15 protein-coding genes and 3 pseudogenes are annotated in these 18,890 nt (G+C 72.7%); all 18 read left to right on the top strand.

Going from position 1 to position 18,890, the window contains the following annotated elements:
* Positions 1–9: 9 nt before the first annotated feature.
* Positions 10–294, top strand: coding sequence for a DNA-directed RNA polymerase subunit omega (gene rpoZ, locus OVA21_RS07220; protein WP_061228655.1), 285 nt, complete (start codon positions 10–12; stop codon positions 292–294).
* On the top strand, positions 291–1,571 hold the full coding sequence (gene coaBC / locus OVA21_RS07215; protein ID WP_268092130.1) for a bifunctional phosphopantothenoylcysteine decarboxylase/phosphopantothenate--cysteine ligase CoaBC: 1,281 nt from the start codon (positions 291–293) through the stop codon (positions 1,569–1,571). Before rpoZ ends, coaBC begins: the two co-directional genes overlap by 4 nt.
* A 60-nt stretch (positions 1,572–1,631) precedes the next feature.
* Positions 1,632–2,843: a methionine adenosyltransferase gene (gene metK / locus OVA21_RS07210; RefSeq protein ID WP_173674754.1), complete on the top strand. Its 1,212-nt coding sequence runs from the start codon at positions 1,632–1,634 to the stop codon at positions 2,841–2,843.
* 44 nt (positions 2,844–2,887) lie between these two features.
* On the top strand, positions 2,888–4,933 hold the full coding sequence (locus OVA21_RS07205; RefSeq protein ID WP_268092129.1) for a primosomal protein N': 2,046 nt from the start codon (positions 2,888–2,890) through the stop codon (positions 4,931–4,933).
* Between the two features lie 102 nt (positions 4,934–5,035).
* Positions 5,036–5,590 (top strand): peptide deformylase, encoded by a 555-nt coding sequence (gene def / locus OVA21_RS07200; protein ID WP_119192946.1) that lies wholly within the window; start codon positions 5,036–5,038, stop codon positions 5,588–5,590.
* 3 nt (positions 5,591–5,593) lie between these two features.
* A pseudogene (gene fmt / locus OVA21_RS07195) lies at positions 5,594–6,525 on the top strand (methionyl-tRNA formyltransferase).
* The gene (locus tag OVA21_RS07190; RefSeq protein WP_268092128.1) at positions 6,522–8,039 is read left to right on the top strand and encodes an RsmB/NOP family class I SAM-dependent RNA methyltransferase; all 1,518 of its coding nucleotides are present in this window, start codon (positions 6,522–6,524) and stop codon (positions 8,037–8,039) included. Before fmt ends, OVA21_RS07190 begins: the two are co-directional and overlap by 4 nt.
* A complete protein-coding gene (locus OVA21_RS07185) occupies positions 8,032–8,946 on the top strand; it encodes an alpha/beta hydrolase (RefSeq protein ID WP_268092127.1) in 915 nt (304 codons plus the stop codon). Before OVA21_RS07190 ends, OVA21_RS07185 begins: the two co-directional genes overlap by 8 nt.
* A gap of 66 nt (positions 8,947–9,012) precedes the next feature.
* Positions 9,013–9,681 carry a ribulose-phosphate 3-epimerase gene (rpe, locus tag OVA21_RS07180; RefSeq protein WP_206473322.1) on the top strand — a complete coding sequence of 223 codons (669 nt, stop codon included), beginning with the start codon at positions 9,013–9,015 and terminating at the stop codon, positions 9,679–9,681.
* Positions 9,682–9,800: 119 nt separating this feature from the next.
* Positions 9,801–10,855, top strand: a pseudogene (gene ribD / locus OVA21_RS07175) (bifunctional diaminohydroxyphosphoribosylaminopyrimidine deaminase/5-amino-6-(5-phosphoribosylamino)uracil reductase RibD).
* Positions 10,855–11,478, top strand: coding sequence for a riboflavin synthase (locus tag OVA21_RS07170; RefSeq protein ID WP_069388786.1), 624 nt, complete (start codon positions 10,855–10,857; stop codon positions 11,476–11,478). Before ribD ends, OVA21_RS07170 begins: the two are co-directional and overlap by 1 nt.
* Positions 11,479–11,551: 73 nt before the next feature.
* The gene (locus OVA21_RS07165; protein WP_154827501.1) at positions 11,552–12,838 is read left to right on the top strand and encodes a bifunctional 3,4-dihydroxy-2-butanone-4-phosphate synthase/GTP cyclohydrolase II; all 1,287 of its coding nucleotides are present in this window, start codon (positions 11,552–11,554) and stop codon (positions 12,836–12,838) included.
* Entirely contained in the window at positions 12,835–13,311 is a 477-nt protein-coding gene (ribH, locus tag OVA21_RS07160) for a 6,7-dimethyl-8-ribityllumazine synthase (protein WP_067716367.1), read from the top strand. Before OVA21_RS07165 ends, ribH begins: the two co-directional genes overlap by 4 nt.
* The gene (locus OVA21_RS07155; RefSeq protein WP_067716366.1) at positions 13,308–13,781 is read left to right on the top strand and encodes a PH domain-containing protein; all 474 of its coding nucleotides are present in this window, start codon (positions 13,308–13,310) and stop codon (positions 13,779–13,781) included. Before ribH ends, OVA21_RS07155 begins: the two co-directional genes overlap by 4 nt.
* A gap of 6 nt (positions 13,782–13,787) precedes the next feature.
* A pseudogene (gene uvrC, locus OVA21_RS07150) lies at positions 13,788–15,883 on the top strand (excinuclease ABC subunit UvrC).
* 4 nt (positions 15,884–15,887) lie between these two features.
* Complete coding sequence (gene rapZ / locus OVA21_RS07145) at positions 15,888–16,778, top strand: RNase adapter RapZ (protein WP_067716361.1); 891 nt, start codon at positions 15,888–15,890, stop codon at positions 16,776–16,778.
* 8 nt (positions 16,779–16,786) lie between these two features.
* A complete protein-coding gene (locus tag OVA21_RS07140; protein ID WP_268092125.1) occupies positions 16,787–17,755 on the top strand; it encodes a gluconeogenesis factor YvcK family protein in 969 nt (322 codons plus the stop codon).
* A 37-nt stretch (positions 17,756–17,792) separates the two neighbouring features.
* On the top strand, positions 17,793–18,776 hold the full coding sequence (gene whiA / locus OVA21_RS07135) for a DNA-binding protein WhiA (protein ID WP_206473311.1): 984 nt from the start codon (positions 17,793–17,795) through the stop codon (positions 18,774–18,776).
* Positions 18,777–18,890: the final 114 nt, after the last annotated feature.

Genomic DNA, 18,890 nt, shown 5'->3' with positions numbered 1-18,890 from the left:
GAACCCATAGTGGCCACCACCGAAGCCGCAGCGGCCACCCCGCTGTACGACACCCCGATCGGCATCACGAACCCCCCGATCGACGAGCTGCTCGAGCGGGCGTCCTCGAAGTACGCACTCGTGATTTTCGCCGCCAAGCGGGCGCGCCAGATCAACTCGTACTACAACCAGATCGAGGAGGGCATCCTCGAGTACGTCGGCCCGCTGGTCGACCCGGGGCTGCACGAGAAGCCCCTGACCATCGCGCTGCGTGAGCTGCACTCCGACCTGCTCGATTGCGCCGAGGGCGAGTGAGCCCCTCCGGGGACGACATGCGCAGCCCGCGCGTCGTCGTCGGAGTCGGCGGCGGGATCGCCGCCTACAAGGCATGTGGCCTCATCCGGTTGCTCACCGAGTCCGGATGCCACGTCGACGTCGTCCCCACAGAGGCGGCCCTGCGATTCGTCGGGTCCGCCACGTTCGAGGCGCTGTCCGGGAACCCGGTGTCCACCGGGGTGTTCTCGGACGTGCCCTCGGTCCGCCACGTCGCCCTCGGGCAGCGGGCGGACCTCGTCGTCGTCGCTCCCGCCACCGCGGACCTGCTGGCCCGCGCGGCGAGCGGGCGGGCCGACGACCTCCTCACCTCCACACTCCTCACCGCGCGGTGCCCGGTCCTCCTCGCGCCGGCCATGCACACCGAGATGTGGGAGCATCCCGCGACGCGTCGCAACGTCGACACCCTCCGGGGCGACGGCATCCACGTCATGCCGCCGGCGTCCGGCCGGCTCACCGGCGCCGACACCGGCGCGGGGCGACTACCGGAGCCCGCCGACATCGCGCGGTTGGCCCGGCTCCTCCTCGACGGCGGATCACTGGCGTGGGACCTCGCCGGCACGCGCATCGTCGTCACCTCCGGAGGTACCCTCGAGGAGATCGACCCCGTGCGCTTCCTCGGTAACCGCAGCTCGGGCAAGCAGGGCCACGCGATCGCGGCGGTCGCTGCCGCCCGGGGAGCCAGGGTGACCCTGGGGACATCCTCCGATCGGCCCACCCCGCCCGCCGTCGAGGTCGGCCACATCGAGTCCGCCCTCGAACTGCGGGAGCAGACCCTGCGCGCAGCGGCCCGGGCGGACGTGGTCGTCAAGGCCGCCGCCGTCGCCGACTTCCGGCCCACCGACGTCTCCGACTCCAAGCTCAAGAAGGGCAGCGGATCGGAGCCCGCGGAGATCCGCCTCCGGCGGAACCCGGACATCCTCGCCGACCTGGTCTCCGCGCGTGCGGCGGGGGACGTCCCGGCCGACTGCGTGCTCGTGGGTTTCGCCGCCGAGACCGGGGACGCGTCGGGCACGGTCCTCGAGCACGGCCGCGCCAAGCTCGCGCGGAAGGGGTGCGACCTCCTCGTCGTCAACGAGGTGGGACGGGGCACCACCTTCGGACAGGACGTCAACGGCGGCTGGATCCTCGACTCGGGCGGCGGCGAGACGGCCCTCCAGCGCGCCAGCAAGGACCTCCTGGCCGACCGTCTACTCGACGCGATCGTGGGGATCGCTCGCGGGCGGACCGGGCGGAGTGACGCAGACCGCACCGACTAGTCTGTCCCCACGCGATCGGCAACGATCACACGCGATCCCACCATGGAAGAGAGAACCACTGTGACGCAGGCACGTCGGCTGTTCACCAGCGAGTCCGTGACCGAGGGGCATCCGGACAAGATCTGTGACGCGATCTCAGATTCGATCCTGGACGCGATGCTGGAGCAGGACCCGGCGGCCCGGGTGGCCGTGGAGACGATGGTCACCACCGGCATGGTCCACGTGGCCGGCGAGGTCAAGACCACCGGTTACGTGGAGATCCCGCAGCTCATCCGCGACAAGATCGTCGAGATCGGTTACGACTCCTCGGACAAGGGTTTCGACGGCGTCTCCTGCGGCGTGTCGATCTCGATCGGGCAGCAGTCGCCGGAGATCGCCCAGGGCGTGGACACCTCCCACGAGGCCCGCACCTCCACAGACTCGGTCGAGGACGCCATCGCCCGCCAGGGTGCCGGCGACCAGGGCCTGATGTTCGGCTACGCCTGCTCGGACACCCCCGAGCTCATGCCACTGCCCATCGCGCTGGCCCACCGCCTCTCGCGGCGGCTGACCGAGGTGCGCAAGGACGGCACGCTGGCCTACCTGCGCCCGGACGGCAAGACCCAGGTCACCATCGAGTACGACGGCGACCGCGCGGTCCGGCTGGACACCATCGTCATCTCCACCCAGCACGCCGACGGCATCGACCTGGAGACCACCCTGCGCGACGACCTCACGCAGCACGTGATCGACCCGGTCCTGGCCGAGGCCGCCGGTGGGATCGACACCGCCGACTTCCGACTGCTGGTCAACCCGACCGGCCGGTTCGTGCTCGGCGGCCCGATGGGCGACGCCGGCCTGACCGGACGCAAGATCATCGTCGACACCTACGGCGGCATGGCCCGCCACGGTGGCGGCGCGTTCTCCGGCAAGGACCCGTCGAAGGTGGACCGCTCCGCCGCCTACGCCATGCGCTGGGTCGCCAAGAACATCGTCGCCGCCGGCCTGGCCGAGCGCGTCGAGGTCCAGGTCGCCTACGCCATCGGCAAGGCCGCCCCGGTCGGACTGTTCGTCGAGGCGTTCGGCACCGAGAAGGTCGACATCGACCGGCTCCAGCAGGCGGTGACCGAGGTGTTCGACCTGCGGCCCGGTGCGATCATCCGCGACCTGGACCTCAAGCGTCCGATCTACGCCCCCACGGCCGCCTACGGACACTTCGGCCGCACCGACATCGACCTGCCCTGGGAGCGCACCGACCGCGTCGACGAACTCAAGCAGGCCGCCGGACTCTGACGCCGTCACCCCGTGTGTCGTAGCGGGGTGCGAGTATTCCGGACGTGACCACCACGCGCCCAGCGACCCGGGTCGCGGCGGCCGATGCCCCCGTGGCCCGGGTCCTGCCGTTGCTCGGGGTCTTCCATCTCGACCGGGAGTTCGACTACCTGGTCCCCGAGTCCCTCTCCGCCGAGGCGGTCCCGGGCGTGCGGGTGAGGGTGAGGTTCGCCGGGCGGCTGGTCGACGGTTTCCTCGTCGAGCGGCGCGCGCAGACCGATCACCAGGGGGATCTCGCCTGGCTGGAACGCGTCGTCTCACCCGAGCCCGTCCTCACCCCGGCCCTGCTCCGGTTGGTCGACCTGGTGGCGCGGCGGTGGGTGGGCATGCGCTCGGACGTGATCCGGTTGGCGATCCCGCCGCGCCATGCGGCCGCCGAGAAGTCCGTTCCCGAGCCGGGGCCGCCCCTGGGGGTGTCGGTGGGGCCGGTGGAGATGCCGGAGGGGTGGGGCGACCACCCGATGGTGGCGAGGTTCCTCGAGGCCGCGACCGGCGCCGTCCCCGCCCGCGGGGTGTGGACGGTCCCACCGGGCCGGGACTGGGCCGGTGCCCTGGCGACGCTCGCCGACTCCCTGCGCCGTCGTGGGCTCCAGGTCCTCCTGATCGTCCCGGACCAGCGGGACGTCAACCGTCTCACCGCGGCCTGTCGCGAGGTCGTCGGGGGCGGCGCGGCCGGTCGGGACCTCGTCACGGATCTGTCCGCCGGCGTCGGGCCGTCCGCCCGGTACCGACGGTGGTTGCGGGCGATCCGTGGCCACGCCCGGATCGTCGTGGGGACCCGGAGCGCGGTCTTCGCCCCCCTGCCCGAGCTCGGGCTCATCGTGCTGCACGACGACGGGGACGACTCGTTCGTCGAGCCGCGCGCCCCGTACCCCCACACGCGTGACGTTGCCGCGCAGCGATCGGCCCTCGAGGGCGTACCCCTGTTGCTGTCGTCGGTGGACCGGACCCCCGAGGTCGCCGAGTACGTCCGCTCCGGGTGGGCACACGAGATCCGCCCGCGCCCCGGACTGACCCGCGAGCTCGCGCCCCGCGTGGTCGCCGTGACCGACGCCGACCCGGTGCAGGCCCGCGACGTCGCGGGGGGCCGCACGAGGCTGCCCGCCGTGGCGTTGACGATGGCCCGGGAGGCGATCGACGTGGACGCCCCGGTCCTCGTACAGGTGCCCCGCAAGGGGTACATCCCCACGCTGCTGTGTGGGTCGTGCCGGACCCCGGCGCGGTGTCGCCGGTGCAACGGCCCGCTCCGCGCCGGGCGGATGGACGAGGTCCACGGGCCGGTGGAATTGGCGTGCGGGTGGTGCGGGGCCCCCGAGCCGAGCTTCCGCTGCGTGGCCTGCGGATCGCGGGCGCTGCGGGCCGGGGTGGTGGGGGCAGGCCGCACCGCGGAAGAGCTGGGCCGGATGTTCCCCGGTGTCCGGATCCGCACGAGCGGGGGAGGGGAGATCCTGGACACCGTGCCCGCGAGCCCGGCGATCATCGTCGCCACCCCGGGAGCGGAACCCGTCGCCGAGGGCGGGTACGGGGCCGCACTGCTCCTGGACTCGTGGGCGCTTCTCGGCCGACCCGACCTGCGGGCCGTCCAGCACGCCCTGCGCCTGTGGATCGGGGCGGCCGGTCTCGTCCGTCCCGCCGACGAGGGGGGCAGGGTGTTCCTGTCCGCCGAATCCGAGTCCGCGGTCGCCCAGGCGCTGGTCCGGTGGGATCCCCAGGGCTGGGCCGAACGGGAGCTCGCGGACCGCGCCGAGGTCGGGTTCCCGCCGGCGGTGCACATGATCGCGGTCGACGGGCCGGCCGCCGCGCTCGCCGAGGTCCTCGAGGACTTCCGCCTCACGGACCGTGTCGAGGTACTGGGTCCGGTGGATCTGCCCGTCGGGGAGGAGCTCCCTGGTCATGACGAGGTGGAGGACCCGGAGCGTGTGCTGTTCCGGGTGCCCCCGCCCGTCCTCGCCGAGGTCGCGGCAGAGCTCCGGGCACTGGTCCTCCGGCGCTCCGGACGCCGCCACAGCCACTCGGTCCGGGTTCGTCTGGACCCCGTCCACATCGGTTGACCGCCCCGCCGTGCGTCCGGCCGACCGCCGACGACGGCGCACGCCGACGGAGCGCCTAGAATGGCCGTTCAGCACCGACGCCTGCCAGGAGACCCGATACGCATGTCCGTCCATCCCGTCCGGCTCTTCGGCGACCCGGTCCTCCGGACCCCCGCCGACCCCGTCACCTCCTTCGACGACAGGCTGGCACGCACCGTGGCGGACCTCATGGACACCGTCGCGCACGAGGAGGGCGCCGGGCTCGCGGCGCCCCAGATCGGGTTGTCCACCCGCGTGTTCGTCTACAGCTGCGGCGGGCGGGAGGGTCACCTGGTCAATCCCGAGTGGGAGCCGATCGGCGAGGAGAAGACCCACGTCAACGAGGGCTGCCTGTCCATCCCCGGGATCTCCCTGCCCACCGAGCGGTTCGCCCGCGTCCGGGCCCGCGGAGTCGACGTGCACGGCGAGCCCGTCAGCTTCGAGGCCGAGGGCATCCTCGCCCGCGCCGTCCAGCATGAGACCGACCACCTGGACGGGGTGCTGTTCCTGCAGCGCCTCACCCCGGAGCGCCGACGCGAGGCGATGGCCGAGATCCGCTCGGCCAGCTGGTTCGGCAGCGCGGCGGTCAGCGGCGGCGTCATCTACGACACGCTCTCCGACGCGATGGCGGTGAGGTGAGAAGTGCGTCTCGTCTTCGCCGGCACCCCGGAGGTCGCCGTCCCGTCCCTGCAGGCGCTGCTCGACAGTGACCGTCACGAGGTCGTCGCCGTCGTCTCGCGTCCCGACGCCCGCACCGGCCGCGGTCGGGGACTGTCCCGCAGCCCCGTGGCGGCCGCGGCCGACGCAGCGGGCATCGAGGTCCTCACCCCGCCGAGCGCCCGCGACCCCGAGTTCGCGGAGCGACTGCGCGCGCTGACACCCGACGCGGTTCCGGTGGTCGCCTACGGCCACCTCGTTCCGCGCCCCGTCCTCGACATCCCCACCCACGGGTGGATCAACCTGCACTTCTCCCTGCTCCCCGCATGGCGGGGGCCGCCCCGGTCAACGCCGCCGTCGCCGCCGGTGACGAGGTCACCGGCGCGACCACCTTCCTGCTGGACGAGGGCATGGACACCGGCCCGGTCCTGGGGACGATGACCGAGACCGTCCGGCCCCGCGACACGGCCGGGGACCTCCTCGGCCGACTCGCGGTGTCCGGCGCCGGGCTGCTCGCGGCGACCCTGGACGGGATCGAGGCGGGAGAGCTCCGCGCGGTTCCCCAGCCGGCCGACGGCGCCTCCCATGCACCGAAGCTCACGGTCGACGACGCGCGGGTGCGGTGGAGCGATCCCGCCCTGGCCGTCGACCGGCACATCCGGTCGGTCACCCCTGCGCCGGGCGCCTGGACGACGCTCGGCGGCGAACGGGTGAAGATCGGCTCGGCCCGCCCCGCCGAGGACGCGCCCACGGACCTCGGGCCCGGACTCATCTCGTGGGACAAGCGGTCGTTCCTCGTGGGCACCGCGACGGTACCGATGGCGATCGAGACCATCCAGCCCCACGGCAAGAAGATGATGAACGCGCTGGACTGGGTGCGCGGCGCCCGGCTCGACGAGGGCGCGGTGTTCGAGTGAGCGCCGACGACCGACGGGGCCGCGGGCAGGGGCCCGATCCCCGCCGCGGGGGCGGACAGGGACGCCCGAAGAGCGGTGGAGGCAACCGCCCGCAGTCGGACCGCCGGCGACGTCCGGACACCCGGCCGCAGAAACAACAGAAACAGCAGAAGCAACCCCGTCCCGACGCCAGGACCGTCGCGCTGGCGGTCATGGCGGCCGTGCGGGAACGCGCCGCCTACGCCAACCTGGCCCTGCCGGCGGAACTGCGCCGCGCCAAGCTGGACACACGCGACGCGGCGCTGGCCACGGAGTTGACCTACGGCACGCTCCGCGCACAAGGACTGCTCGACCGGGTGATCGTGCTCGCGGCGTCCCGGCCCGTCGAGGAGATCGACCCGCCGGTCCTCGATCTCGTGCGGCTGGGCGCCTACCAGTTGCTGTTCACCCGGATCGGTGCGCACGCCGCCGTCGACACCGCCGTCGAGGCCGCGCGCACCGCCGGCCTGGGCCGGGCGGGCGGGTTCGTCAACGCGGTCCTCCGCAAGGTCGCCGCCCGCGACCTCGACTCCTGGGTCGACGCGCTGCGTGACGGTGTGACCGACCCGGTGGCTCGGATGGCCATCGGCACCGCGCACCCGGAGTGGATCGCCCGCGCGTTCGCGGACTCGCTCGGCGCCGCCGCCGGGGAGCTTCCCGAGTTGCTCGCCGCCGACGACGCCCGGCCGAAGGTCCACCTGGCCGCCCGCCCCGGTGCCATCACGGGCGAGGAACTGGCACTGATCACCGGCGGTACGGAGGGTGAGCTGTCCCCGTACGCGGTCCACCTGGACTCCGGGGACCCCGGAACGCTCGACGCCGTACGAGAAGGGCTCGCGGCGGTCCAGGACGAGGGCAGCCAGCTCGTGGCGCTGGCCGCCGCCCGCGCCCCCCTGGGCGGTCCGGACTCCGGGAGGTGGCTCGATCTGGCCGCCGGGCCCGGCGGGAAGGCGGTCCTGCTGGGCGCGCTGGCGGAGATCGAGCAGGCGACGCTCACCGGGGTGGAGATCTCCGAGCACCGCGCCGACCTGGTCCGCGGCGCGACCAAGGACCTGCCGGTGACCGTGCACACGGCCGACGGACGCGACCCGGGTCTGGAGCCGGGGTTCGACAGGGTATTACTCGACGCCCCGTGTTCCGGCCTCGGCGCACTCCGCCGTCGACCCGAGGCGCGGTGGCGCAAGACCGCCGCCGACATCCCGGGCCTGGTCACGCTCCAGCGCGAACTCCTCGAGTCGGCCCTGCGTCTGGTCCGACCGGGCGGGGTGGTGCTGTACGCGACCTGCTCGCCCCACCTCTCGGAGACAGTGTCGGTCATCCGCGAAGCCGCCCGGCGTGACGACGTCGAACTCCTCGACGTGCGTAACATCCTCGCGGAGGTGGTCGGCCGTCCGGTCGACGGACTGGGCGACGGCCCGTGGGTGCAGCTGTGGCCGCACCGGCACGGCACCGACGCGATGTTCATGGCGGCACTACGACGGGGTCGCGATGCGTGAGGACGCGCAGTTCAGCTCGCACGGGGTAGGGTGCTCGGCCTGGGTCTATCGCCCGGACGCGCCGTCGGACGGCCCTGCGAGCCCGGCACCTGCCATCGTCATGGCACACGGCTTCGGGTGCATCCGGGACCTGCGCCTACCCGCGTACGCCGAGCGATTCCGGGACGCGGGCTTCGTCGTGGTGGTCTTCGACTACCGGCATTTCGGCGCCAGCGACGGACAACCCCGGCAACTCCTCGACATCGGCCGCCAACTCGACGACTGGCGGTCCGCGCTGGCCTTCACCCGGTCGCTGCCCGGCGTCGATCCGGATCGCGTCATCGCGTGGGGCACGTCGTTCTCTGGAGGTCACGTCCTCACCCTCGCCGGCACGGGGGAGCGGCTGGCGGGAGTCATCGCCCAGGTCCCCCACGTGAGCGGTCCGGCCGCGGTCCGGGCGACGGGGCTCGCCGCGGCGCTCCGACTCGGCCCGGCCATCCTCGACGACCTGTGGCGCTCGCTCCGGCGTCGCGAACCCCGGTACGTGCGTCTCGTCGGACGACCGGGGGACACGGCGGTCATGACGAGTCCGGACGCCGATCCCGCGGTGAATCGGCTCGCGGCCGACTCGGGACTGCGCCGCAGTGAATTCCGCGACGACGTCGCAGCACGGATCCTGGCACGGATCGGCTTCTACTCGCCGATGCGGCACACGCGGCGGATCACCTGCCCGACGCTGGTGCAGATCGCGACGGAGGACGCCATCACCCCCGCGGCGACCGCGCGTCGGGCCGCGGAGCGGATTCCGGGCGGCCTGTACCTGGAGTACCCGTGCGAACACTTCGACCCCTACGTCGAGCCGCACTTCGAACGCATCGTCGCCGACCAGCTCGAGTTCCTGACCTCGGTCACCGGCTCCGTCGACTGACCGGTCCGTGGGCCGCCGTCCCATGTCGGCGGAGCAGCCCGGACGGGCCCGCCTAGACTGGTCGTCATGTCGTACCAGCCGCTCATCGCGCCGTCGATCCTGTCCGCCGACTTCGCCCGTCTGGACCGCGAGATCGAGCGCATCCCGTCCGCCGACTGGATCCACGTGGACGTCATGGACGGTCACTTCGTTCCCAACCTGTCCTTCGGTGCGCCGGTCGCGAAGGCGGTCGGGAAGGTCACGGACAAGCCGATGGACTGCCATCTCATGATCACCGACCCGGCGCGCTGGGTCGGTGACTACGTGGACGCCGGCGCGTTCAACGTCACCTTCCACGTGGAGGCCACCGACGACCCGAAGGCCGTCGCCGACCTGCTGCACGCCAAGGGGTGCAAGGCGGGTATCTCCATCAAGCCCGGGACCGCCGTCGAGCCGTACCTCGACCTGCTCGACCACGTGGACCTGGTCCTGGTGATGAGTGTCGAGCCAGGCTTCGGCGGCCAGAAGTTCATGCCCGGGGTGTTGGACAAGGTCCGCACGCTGCGCGCCGAGATAGACCGCCGTGGCCTCGACGTGCACATCCAGATCGACGGTGGCATCGACGCGGGGACGATCGCCGAGTGCGCGGCGGCGGGGTGCGACGTGTTCGTGGCCGGTTCGGCCGTCTACGGTGCCCCGGATCCCGACGCGATGATCGGGACCCTGCGCTCCGGGGCCCTCGCCGCGCGGGCGTGACGGTGCCGGACGTGCCGGAAGTGCCACAGGGCCCGAACGGGCCCGGGGTGCCGAGCGGGCCCGGGGTATCAGCGACGGGCGGGGCCGACCCCGCCGACCGTCGTCGCGAGCGGGACGCCCTGGCCCGGGCTATCGCCGTGTCCGCCTCCGCGTTGGGGGTGTGCACCCCCAACCCGCCGGTCGGTGCGGTGGTGCTCGACGCCGCCGGAGAGGTCGTGGGCATCGGCGCGACCGAGGCCCCGGGCGGACGGCACGCCGAGGTGGTGGCGCTGGACTCCGCCGGGGACCGCGCGCGCGGTGGGACGATCGTGGTCACCCTCGAGCCGTGTGACCACCACGGGCGCACCGGTCCGTGCACCTCCCGCATCGTCGCCGCCGGGCTCGCCCGCGTGGTCTACGCGGTGTCCGACCCCAATCCGGTGGCCTCCGGCGGAGCCGGGACCCTGCGGCGCGAGGGGGTCGAGGTGGCACGAGCCGACGACGACGAGGTGGGCGCCGCCCGCAGTGGCCCGCTGAGGGCGTGGCTCCACCGTCAGGACCACGGCCGACCCCTCGTCACCTGGAAGTACGCGGCGAGCCTGGACGGCAGGGTCGCGGCCGCGGACGGGTCGAGCAAGTGGATCACCGGGCCGGTTTCGCGCCGCCACGCCCACGCCAGACGGCAGGAGATCGACGCCCTCGTCGTCGGCACCGGAACGCTGCGCGCCGACGACCCCGCACTGACCGCCCGCACCGACGACGGCCGGCCCGCCCCCGCCAACCCCTCCGGGCGGTGATGGGGCTGAGCCCGGTGCCCGCGAACGCGACGGTGCGCGGCACCGACGGCCGGTTCCGACACCTGGCCACCCGCGATCCCGCCGAGGCGCTGGGACTTCTCGGCGAGGTCTCCCACGTCCTCGTCGAGGGCGGCCCCAGGCTGGCGGGGGCGTTCCTCGCCGCCGGACTCGTCGACGAGATCGACGCGTACCTCGCGCCCCTGGTGCTCGGCGCCGGGCGGTCGGCGGTCTCCGGAGCCGGGGTGGACACGCTCGCGGCCGCCCACGGTTTCCGGATCCGCGGGACCACCGTCCTGGGCGACGACGTCCACCTGCGCTTGACACGACCCGGCCTGACACGACCCGCCACCGCGTCCACACCGACCGCACCGACCGCACCGACGAGAGGACCCCGCTGATGTTCACCGGAATCGTGGAGGAGCTCGGAACCCTCGACTCGGTCGAGACGACCGGCGACTCCGCGCGCCTGCGCATACGGGGGCCCCTGGTCACCTCGGACGCCCACCACGGTGACTCGATCGCCGTCAACGGGGTGTGCCTGACCGTCACCGGCTGGGAGCCGGGGGAGTACTTCGACGTGGACGTGATGGCCGAGTCGCTCGACCGGACCGCACTCGGTGCACTGTCACCGGGCGACCCCGTCAACCTGGAACGCGCCATGCGCGCGGACGCCCGGTTCGGCGGTCACATCGTCCAGGGCCACGTCGACGGCACAGGCCACGTGATCAGCCGCGACGAGCACGAGCACTGGCACGTCGTGCGCATCTCGCTGCCGGGTGACCTCGCCCGGTACGTGGTCGAGAAGGGGTCGATCACCGTCTCCGGGACCTCGCTGACGGTCTCGGCGGTCAGTGCCGCGGACGAGCCGGAGCCGTGGTTCGAGGTGTCCCTCATCCCCACGACGCTCGCCGACACGATCCTCGGGGGACTGGGCGCGGGCGACCCCGTCAACCTGGAGGTCGACGTGCTGGCCAAGTACGTCGAGCGGCTGCTGGGCGGACGCGGTGGGGGGTCCCACTGACCCGATGCGCCATACTTGAACCCGCGCCCGCGGCCTCCGCCCGGGCCCGCCAGACCTAGGAGAACCCGCAGCAGTGACCACCTTTGACGGCATCGAGCGAGCCATCGCCGACATCGCGGCGGGACGGGCCGTCGTGGTGGTGGACAGTGAGGACCGCGAGAACGAGGGCGACCTGATCTTCGCCGCCGAACTCGCGACGCCCGAGCTGATGGGCTTCCTCGTGCGGTACTCCTCCGGTTACGTGTGCGTCGCGCTCGAGGCGGAGGACTGCCTTCGGCTGGACCTGCCACCCATGCGCGCCATCAACGAGGACCGCCACGACACCGCGTACACCGTGACGGTCGACGCGCGCACGGGGGTCTCCACCGGCATCTCGGCCGCCGACCGCGCCCGCACCGCGAGGCTGCTCGCCGCCGACGACACCGTGCCCGGCGACTTCACCCGGCCCGGCCACGTGGTGCCCCTGCGCGCCCGGCCCGGCGGCGTGCTCACCCGACCCGGCCACACCGAGTCCGCCGTCGACCTCGCCCGGTTGGCCGGTCTGCGCCCGGCGGGCGTCATCTGCGAGATCGTGTCCGAGGACGACCCCACGACCATGGCGCGCACCCCCGAACTCCGGCGGTTCGCCGACGAGCACGGGCTGGCGATGATCACCATCGAGGCGCTCCAGGCGTGGCGCCGCGCGAACGAGGTCCAGGTGGTGCACGAGGTCGCCGCCCGGATCCCCACGCCGGCCGGGACCATGACCGCCCACGGGTACCGCGACACCCTCCAGGGAGTCGAACACGTGGCCATGGTGGCCGGCGACATCTCGGGGGACGACCCGGTCTCCGTCCGCATCCACTCCGAGTGCCTGACCGGCGACGTGTTCCACTCGCTGCGCTGTGACTGCGGCCCGCAACTCGACGCTGCCGTCGCCGCGGTGTGCGAGGAGGGGCGCGGGGTCGTGCTGTACATGCGTGGGCACGAGGGCCGGGGGATCGGCCTGGTGCAGAAACTGCGCGCCTACCAACTGCAGGACTCCGGACGCGACACCGTCGACGCCAATCTCGACCTGGGCCTGCCCGCCGACGCCCGCGACTTCAGCCTGGCCGCACAGATGCTGCGCGACCTCGGAGTGACCCGGGTACGACTGATGACCAACAACCCCGCCAAGGCCGACGCCCTGCGCGCCGGTGGCGTGGAGGTGGTGGCCCGGGTGCCCATGCCGACGGCGGTCACGCCCGAGAACCTGCGGTACCTGCGCACCAAGCGCGACCGGATGGGCCACCTGCTCGAGGGGCTCGACGAGGGACCCGCCGGCCCGGCCGGCGCCGACGTGGACGTGGACGTGGACGTGGACGGAGAGGATCAGCCATGAGCGGCAGCGGTAGACCGGAGCTGGTGATCCCCGACGCCCGCGGGCTGCGGCTCGGGGTGGTGGCCTCCACCTGGCACCAGGAGATCTGCGCCCAACTGCTGGACCGGGCCCTGGCCGTCGCCGACGCCTCCGGCGCGGTGGTGACCCTGGCCCGCGTGACCGGAGCCGTGGAGCTACCGGTGGTGGCCCAGGAGCTCGCACGGACCCATGACGCCGTCGTTGCGCTCGGCGTGGTGATCCGCGGCGCGACCCCGCACTTCGACTACGTCTGTCGCTCGGTGACCGACGGGCTCACCCGGATCGCCCTCGACGAGGCCACCCCTGTCGCCCACGGGGTGCTCACCACCGAGAACGAGGGCCAGGCCCGAGACCGCGACGGCCACGAGGGGGCCTCCGAGGACAAGGGGGGCGAGGCCGTCGCCGCCGTGCTCGGCGCCGCCATCGCCCTGCGCGACCTGAGGACCGGTCGATGAACGAGAACTGGGAGTTCGAGCACCGGCCCCGTCGGATGCGCACCACCGCGATCGCCGTGGCGGTGCTCATCGTCATCGTCCACGTGGTGTGGGCGGTGATCCTCGTCCGCGGTGACACCGGGGTGACGATCGGGATCGCCGATCAGTTCGCCTTCGTAGTGATCGGGTTCATCTTCGCCGGGGTGCTGCTGACCCTCCTGCGGATCCGCGTCCGGGTCGGGCAGCAGGGCGTCGAGCTCCGCGGGCCGCTGCGCGTCCGGACCTGGGGCTGGGACGACGTCGTCGGGCTGACGTTCCCGCGCTCCAGCTACTGGCCCCGGCTCGAACTCCCGGCCTACGAGCACGCGGGGATCTGGGCTATCCAGTCCATCGACGGCCAGCACGGGATCGACGGCATGGCGCGCCTGCGCGAGGCCGTCCGCACCCACAAGCCCTCGGCCGCCGATCCCGAGACCGTCGCCGACCGCTGACCCGCCGTGGCCGATCCGCGAACCTACCGCCCGGCCCCCGGCTCGATCCCGACGGAGCCGGGGGTCTACCGCTTCCGTGACGAGCACGGGCGCGTCATCTACGTCGGCAAGGCGAAGAACCTGCGGAGCCGGCTGAGCTCGTACTTCGCGGACCTGTCCCTCCTCCACCCCCGTACCCGGCGGATGGTCCTCGCCGCGGCCGGCGTGCAGTGGACGGTCGTGTCCACCGAGGTCGAGGCGCTCCAGCTCGAGTACACGTGGATCAAGAAGTACGACCCCCGGTTCAACGTCCGGTACCGCGACGACAAGACGTATCCGATGCTGGCGGTCACCGTGGGGGAGGAGTTCCCCCGTGCCTTCGTCTACCGGGGCCCCCGGCGCCCGGGGACCCGCTACTTCGGGCCCTACTCACACGCGTGGGCCATCCGCGACACCCTCGACACTCTGCAGCGGGTGTTCCCCGTCCGCTCGTGCTCCGCCGGGGTGTTCAAGCGGCAGGCGCAGCTCGGCAGGCCCTGTCTGCTCGGATACATCGACAAGTGCGCCGCCCCCTGCATCGGACGGGTGACCCCGGACGAGCACCGCGCGATTGTCAACGAGCTCATCGACTTCCTGGCCGGACGTACCGATGCGATCATGCGCCGCATCGAGAAGCGGATGCTCGAGGCCTCCGCGGACCTCGACTTCGAACGGGCCGCGCGGCTGCGTGACGACCTCGGCGCCATGCGGCGTGCGATGGAGAAGCAGGCCGTCGTGCTGGGTGACGGCACCGACGCCGACGTGGTGGGCGTCGAGGTCGACGAACTGCAGGTCTCCGTCCAGGTGTTCCACGTGCGCGGGGGCCGCATCCGCGGTCAGCGCGGCTGGGTGGTCGAACACGCCCACGGCGTCGACGCCGACGGCGAGTTCGACGCGGCCCGTGCCGTGCCCGGGGTCGTCTCCGACTATCTCGCGCAGTTCTACGGGGGAGAGGCCGACCTCGCCGAGGCGGCCGAATCCGGCGACATCTCGGCTGCCGTACCCCGCGAGGTGCTGGTGCCCGCCCTTCCCGAGGACGCGGACGAGCTCGCGGACTGGCTCTCGGCGCTGCGCGGCTCCCGTGTGTCGCTCCGGGTGCCCCAGCGGGGTGACAAGCGGGCCCTGGCGGAGACGGTCCACCGCAACGCCGTCGAGGCCCTGACGCAGCACAAACTCCGGCGCAGCGGCGACCTCACCGCCCGCTCCGCGGCGCTCCAGGAGATCCAGGAGACCCTCGAGCTGGACTCGGCGCCCCTGCGCATCGAGTGCGTGGACATCTCCCACACCCAGGGCACCGACGTCATGGCCTCCCTCGTCGTCTTCGAGGACGGCATCCCGCGCAAGAGCGACTACCGGCTCTACCGCATCCGCGACGCCGCGGGTGACGGCCACTCCGACGACGTCGGCAGCATCGCCGAGGTCACGCGTCGTCGCTTCCGGCGTCACCACGAGGACCCCTCCGTCACCCCGGACGAGGTCGACGGGCCGGTCGACGACGACGCGGGCACGGGGGCACCGCCCCCGCGGCCCGCCGGTTCGCCTACCCACCGCAGCTCTTCGTCGTCGACGGTGGTCGGCCCCAGGTCGAGGCGGCCGCCGAGGTCCTCTCCGAGCTGGGGGTCACCGACGTACCCGTGGTCGGGATCGCCAAGCGACTCGAGGAGATCTGGCTCCCGGGAGAGGAGTACCCCGTGATCTTCCCGCGCCACGGGGAGGGGCTGTTCCTGCTCCAGCGGCTCCGCGACGAAGCCCATCGGTTCGCCATCCGCGCCCACCGGGGCGCGCGGTCCAGGCGGATGACGGCCTCCGTGCTCGACGACGTCCCCGGCCTCGGACCCACCCGACGAGCCGCGTTGGTGGAGACGTTCCCGACCGTGTCCGCACTGCGCGCCGCGAGCACGGACGAGCTGTGCGCCGTGCCGGGGATCGGCCCGGGGGTCGCCGCCGCGATCCGGGCGACCCTCGGTGGTGCCGAGCCCGCGGACGCGGCCGCCGCCGACGTGGGAGACTCGGGCGGGCAGCCCGACCGGGGACAGACCGACCAGGGACAGACCGACCGGGGACTGACCGATGACACGAGGTGAGACGATGGACGCAGGTGACGACGACGGCCACGCCGCGCGGGGGCGCGAGCTTCTCCTGATCAGCGGCATGTCCGGGGCGGGCAAGGGGACCGCGTCCAAGGTCCTCGAGGAATTCGGCTGGTATGTCGTCGACAACCTCCCGTTGACGTTCGTGGGCGACCTGCTCGCCCGGTTCGAGGAGTCCGACGACGAGCCCCTCCGCCTGGCGATCGTCGCCGACACCCGCAGCCTCGGGTTCGACGAACACCTCGGCGACCTCCTCGACCTGTTCGATCGGCGCCCGCAGGCACGGATCCTGTTCCTCGAGGCCTCGGACGAGGCGCTGGTCAGCAGGTTCAACAACGTCCGTCGCTCCCATCCGCTGCAGTCGGGTGGCGGCCTGATCGACGGCATCACCCGGGAGCGCAGGATCCTCGAGGGCCTGCGGGGGCGTGCCGACGTAGTCGTGGACACCTCGGCGCTCAGTGTCCACGACCTCCGCCACCGGCTGGAGACCCCCTTCGGTGACCTCGGGTTCGACTTCCACCTCACCGTCGAGTCGTTCGGGTTCAAGTACGGCGTCCCCGTGGACGTCGACATGCTGATGGACATGCGGTTCCTGCCCAACCCGCACTGGATCCCCGAGCTCCAGCCGCACACGGGGCGCGACAAGCCCGTCCAGGACTACGTCCTCGCCGACGAATCCATCGAGGAGTACCTGCGCGCGGCGGTGTCCATGATCCGCCTGGCCATGACCGGCTACCGGCGCGAGGGCAAGCGCTACATGACGATCGCGGTCGGCTGCACCGGGGGCAAGCACCGGAGCGTGGCCATCTCCGAGTCGCTCGCCGGCAGACTGTCCGGCCTCGACTCGGTCGAGGTCCACGTCCGCCACCGCGACCTCGGGCGGGAATGAGGCCGGCCATGACACACGACAGTGGTATCCCGTCCCTCGTCGCCCTCGGCGGCGGCCACGGCCTGTCGGCGACCCTCCGGGCCGCACGCCTCGTCGCCGACCACGTCACCGCGGTGGTGACGGTCGCCGACGACGGCGGTTCCTCGGGGCGACTGCGGCGCGAACTGGGCATCCTCCCACCGGGCGACCTTCGGATGGCCCTGTGCGCCCTCGCCGCCGAGGACGACGAGAAGGCGCTGCTCACCAGTCTCTTCCAGCACCGCTACGGCGGCACCGGCGCACTGGCGGGGCACGCGGTGGGCAACCTCGTCTTCGCCGGTCTGTGGGAGCTGTTGGGCGACCCGATCGACGCCCTCGACGCGGTCGGGTCGATCCTCGGTGTCACCGGCCGTGTCCTGCCGATGTCCCCGGTCGCCCTCGACATCGCCGCAGAGGTCGTCGGTCTGGAAGCGGACCCCCGCGTGGTGCGGACCATCATCGGACAGGTCGCCGTCGCGACCACCCCGGGCAGCGTTCGCCGGGTCACCCTCATCCCGGGCGCTCCGCCCGCCGCGGAGGGCGTGGTGGAGGCGATCACCGGCGCCGACCTCGTGGTCCTCGGACCCGGATCGTGGTTCACCAGCGTGATCCCCAACGTGCTCGTGCCCGAGATCGCGTCCGCACTCAAGAGGACGGCCGCGACCAAGGCCCTCGTGCTCAACCTCGCACCCCAGCCGGGTGAGACCGCCGGCTTCTCCGCCGAGCAGCACCTCCACGTGTTGCGTCAACACGCTCCCGAGGTCGACTTCGACGTCCTGCTCGTGGATCCGAGGATGCCGCTGAGCGCCACCGAACGCGAGCATCTCGAACGGGCCGCGGCGGGACTGGGGGCCCGCGTGATGACCGCGGAGATAGCGAAGACCGCCGAGGATGGGACGATGAGGCCTGTCCACGACCCCGCACTGCTGGCCTCGGCGCTCGCCGACTCGGTGCGATGAGGGCCGGGTCGATGAGCCGAGAACGAAGGAGCAGGGCGTGTCGCTGACCGCACAGGTCAAGTCCGAACTGGTGAGGGTCCCCGTGGGGAACTCCGAGACCAGGAGGGCCGAGGTGGCCGCCCTGCTGAGGTTCGCCGGCACCCTCCAGGTCCTGTCCAACCGACTCGTGATCGAGGCGGAGGTGGACTCCGGGGAGATCGCGGACCGACTCGCCGGCGAACTCGACGCCCTGTTCTCCGTCCCCTGTGAGATCCACCCGATCGGGGGTTCGGGCGGACGTCCCGCCCGCAAGTTCGTCCTGCGGGTCATCGACCGGGGTGCGGACCTGGCCCGTCAACTCGGGCTGGTCGACAACGCCGGCCGGACGGTAAGAGGATTGCCGGCCGCGGTCGTCGGCGGCTCGGTCGCCGCCTCCGAGGCGGCGTGGCGGGGCGCGTTCCTCGCCCACGGTTCGCTCACCAAGCCCGGCCGCTCCTCGGCGCTGGAGGTCACCGCCCCGGGGGCGGAGGCGGCGATGGCGCTCGTGGGCGCGGCCCGCAGGTTGGGCGTGACGGCCAAGGCCCGCGAGGTCCGGGGCGGGGACCGCGTGGTGATCCGCGACGCCGAGGCGATCGGGGTCCTCCTCGCTCGACTGGGCGCGTCCTCCACCAGGGACATCTGGGAGGAGCGCCGCTCCCGAGGCGAGGTCCGCGCCACCGCAAACCGGCTGGCCAACTTCGACGACGCGAACCTGCGGCGCTCGGCCCGGGCCGCCGTGGCCGCGGCCGCCCGTGTCCAGCGCGCCCTGGAGATCCTCGCCGAGGACGTGCCTGACCATCTGCTCGCCGCGGGTGAACTGCGCGTCCAGCACCGTCAGTCGTCGCTGGAGGAGCTCGGGCAGCTCGCCGACCCGCCCATGACCAAGGACGCGGTCGCGGGGCGCATCCGGAGACTGCTGTCCATGGCGGACCGCAAAGCCGCCGAGCTCGGGATCCCCGACACCGAGTCCGTGGTGACCGAGGACATGCTCGACGAAGGCTGATCCACCCCGGCAGCACCCTGCGCGGGAGCGGTCCACGCCGGGTAGTCTGGGTCACGTCCCGGGCTCCACCCGGCCCCGGTGACATCAAGCGTTCTCGCACCACCAATAAGGAGA

It is taken from the genome of Dietzia sp. SL131 (genome assembly GCF_026672565.1).
GTDB classification, from domain to species: domain Bacteria; phylum Actinomycetota; class Actinomycetes; order Mycobacteriales; family Mycobacteriaceae; genus Dietzia; species Dietzia kunjamensis.
Note: the sequence above shows the minus strand (reverse complement) of the source record. Positions and strands in the feature narration are given on the sequence as shown.

Bases quoted from the DNA above. Each gene is read 5' to 3' on its own strand.
- def (WP_119192946.1), top strand. From the start codon at position 5,036: ATGTCCGTCCATCCCGTCCGGCTCTTCGGCGACCCGGTCCTCCGGACC.
- OVA21_RS07185 (WP_268092127.1), top strand. From the start codon at position 8,032: ATGCGTGAGGACGCGCAGTTCAGCTCGCACGGGGTAGGGTGCTCGGCC.
- rpe (WP_206473322.1), top strand. From the start codon at position 9,013: ATGTCGTACCAGCCGCTCATCGCGCCGTCGATCCTGTCCGCCGACTTC.
- OVA21_RS07170 (WP_069388786.1), top strand. From the start codon at position 10,855: ATGTTCACCGGAATCGTGGAGGAGCTCGGAACCCTCGACTCGGTCGAG.
- ribH (WP_067716367.1), top strand. From the start codon at position 12,835: ATGAGCGGCAGCGGTAGACCGGAGCTGGTGATCCCCGACGCCCGCGGG.
- OVA21_RS07155 (WP_067716366.1), top strand. From the start codon at position 13,308: ATGAACGAGAACTGGGAGTTCGAGCACCGGCCCCGTCGGATGCGCACC.
- rapZ (WP_067716361.1), top strand. From the start codon at position 15,888: ATGGACGCAGGTGACGACGACGGCCACGCCGCGCGGGGGCGCGAGCTT.
- OVA21_RS07140 (WP_268092125.1), top strand. From the start codon at position 16,787: ATGACACACGACAGTGGTATCCCGTCCCTCGTCGCCCTCGGCGGCGGC.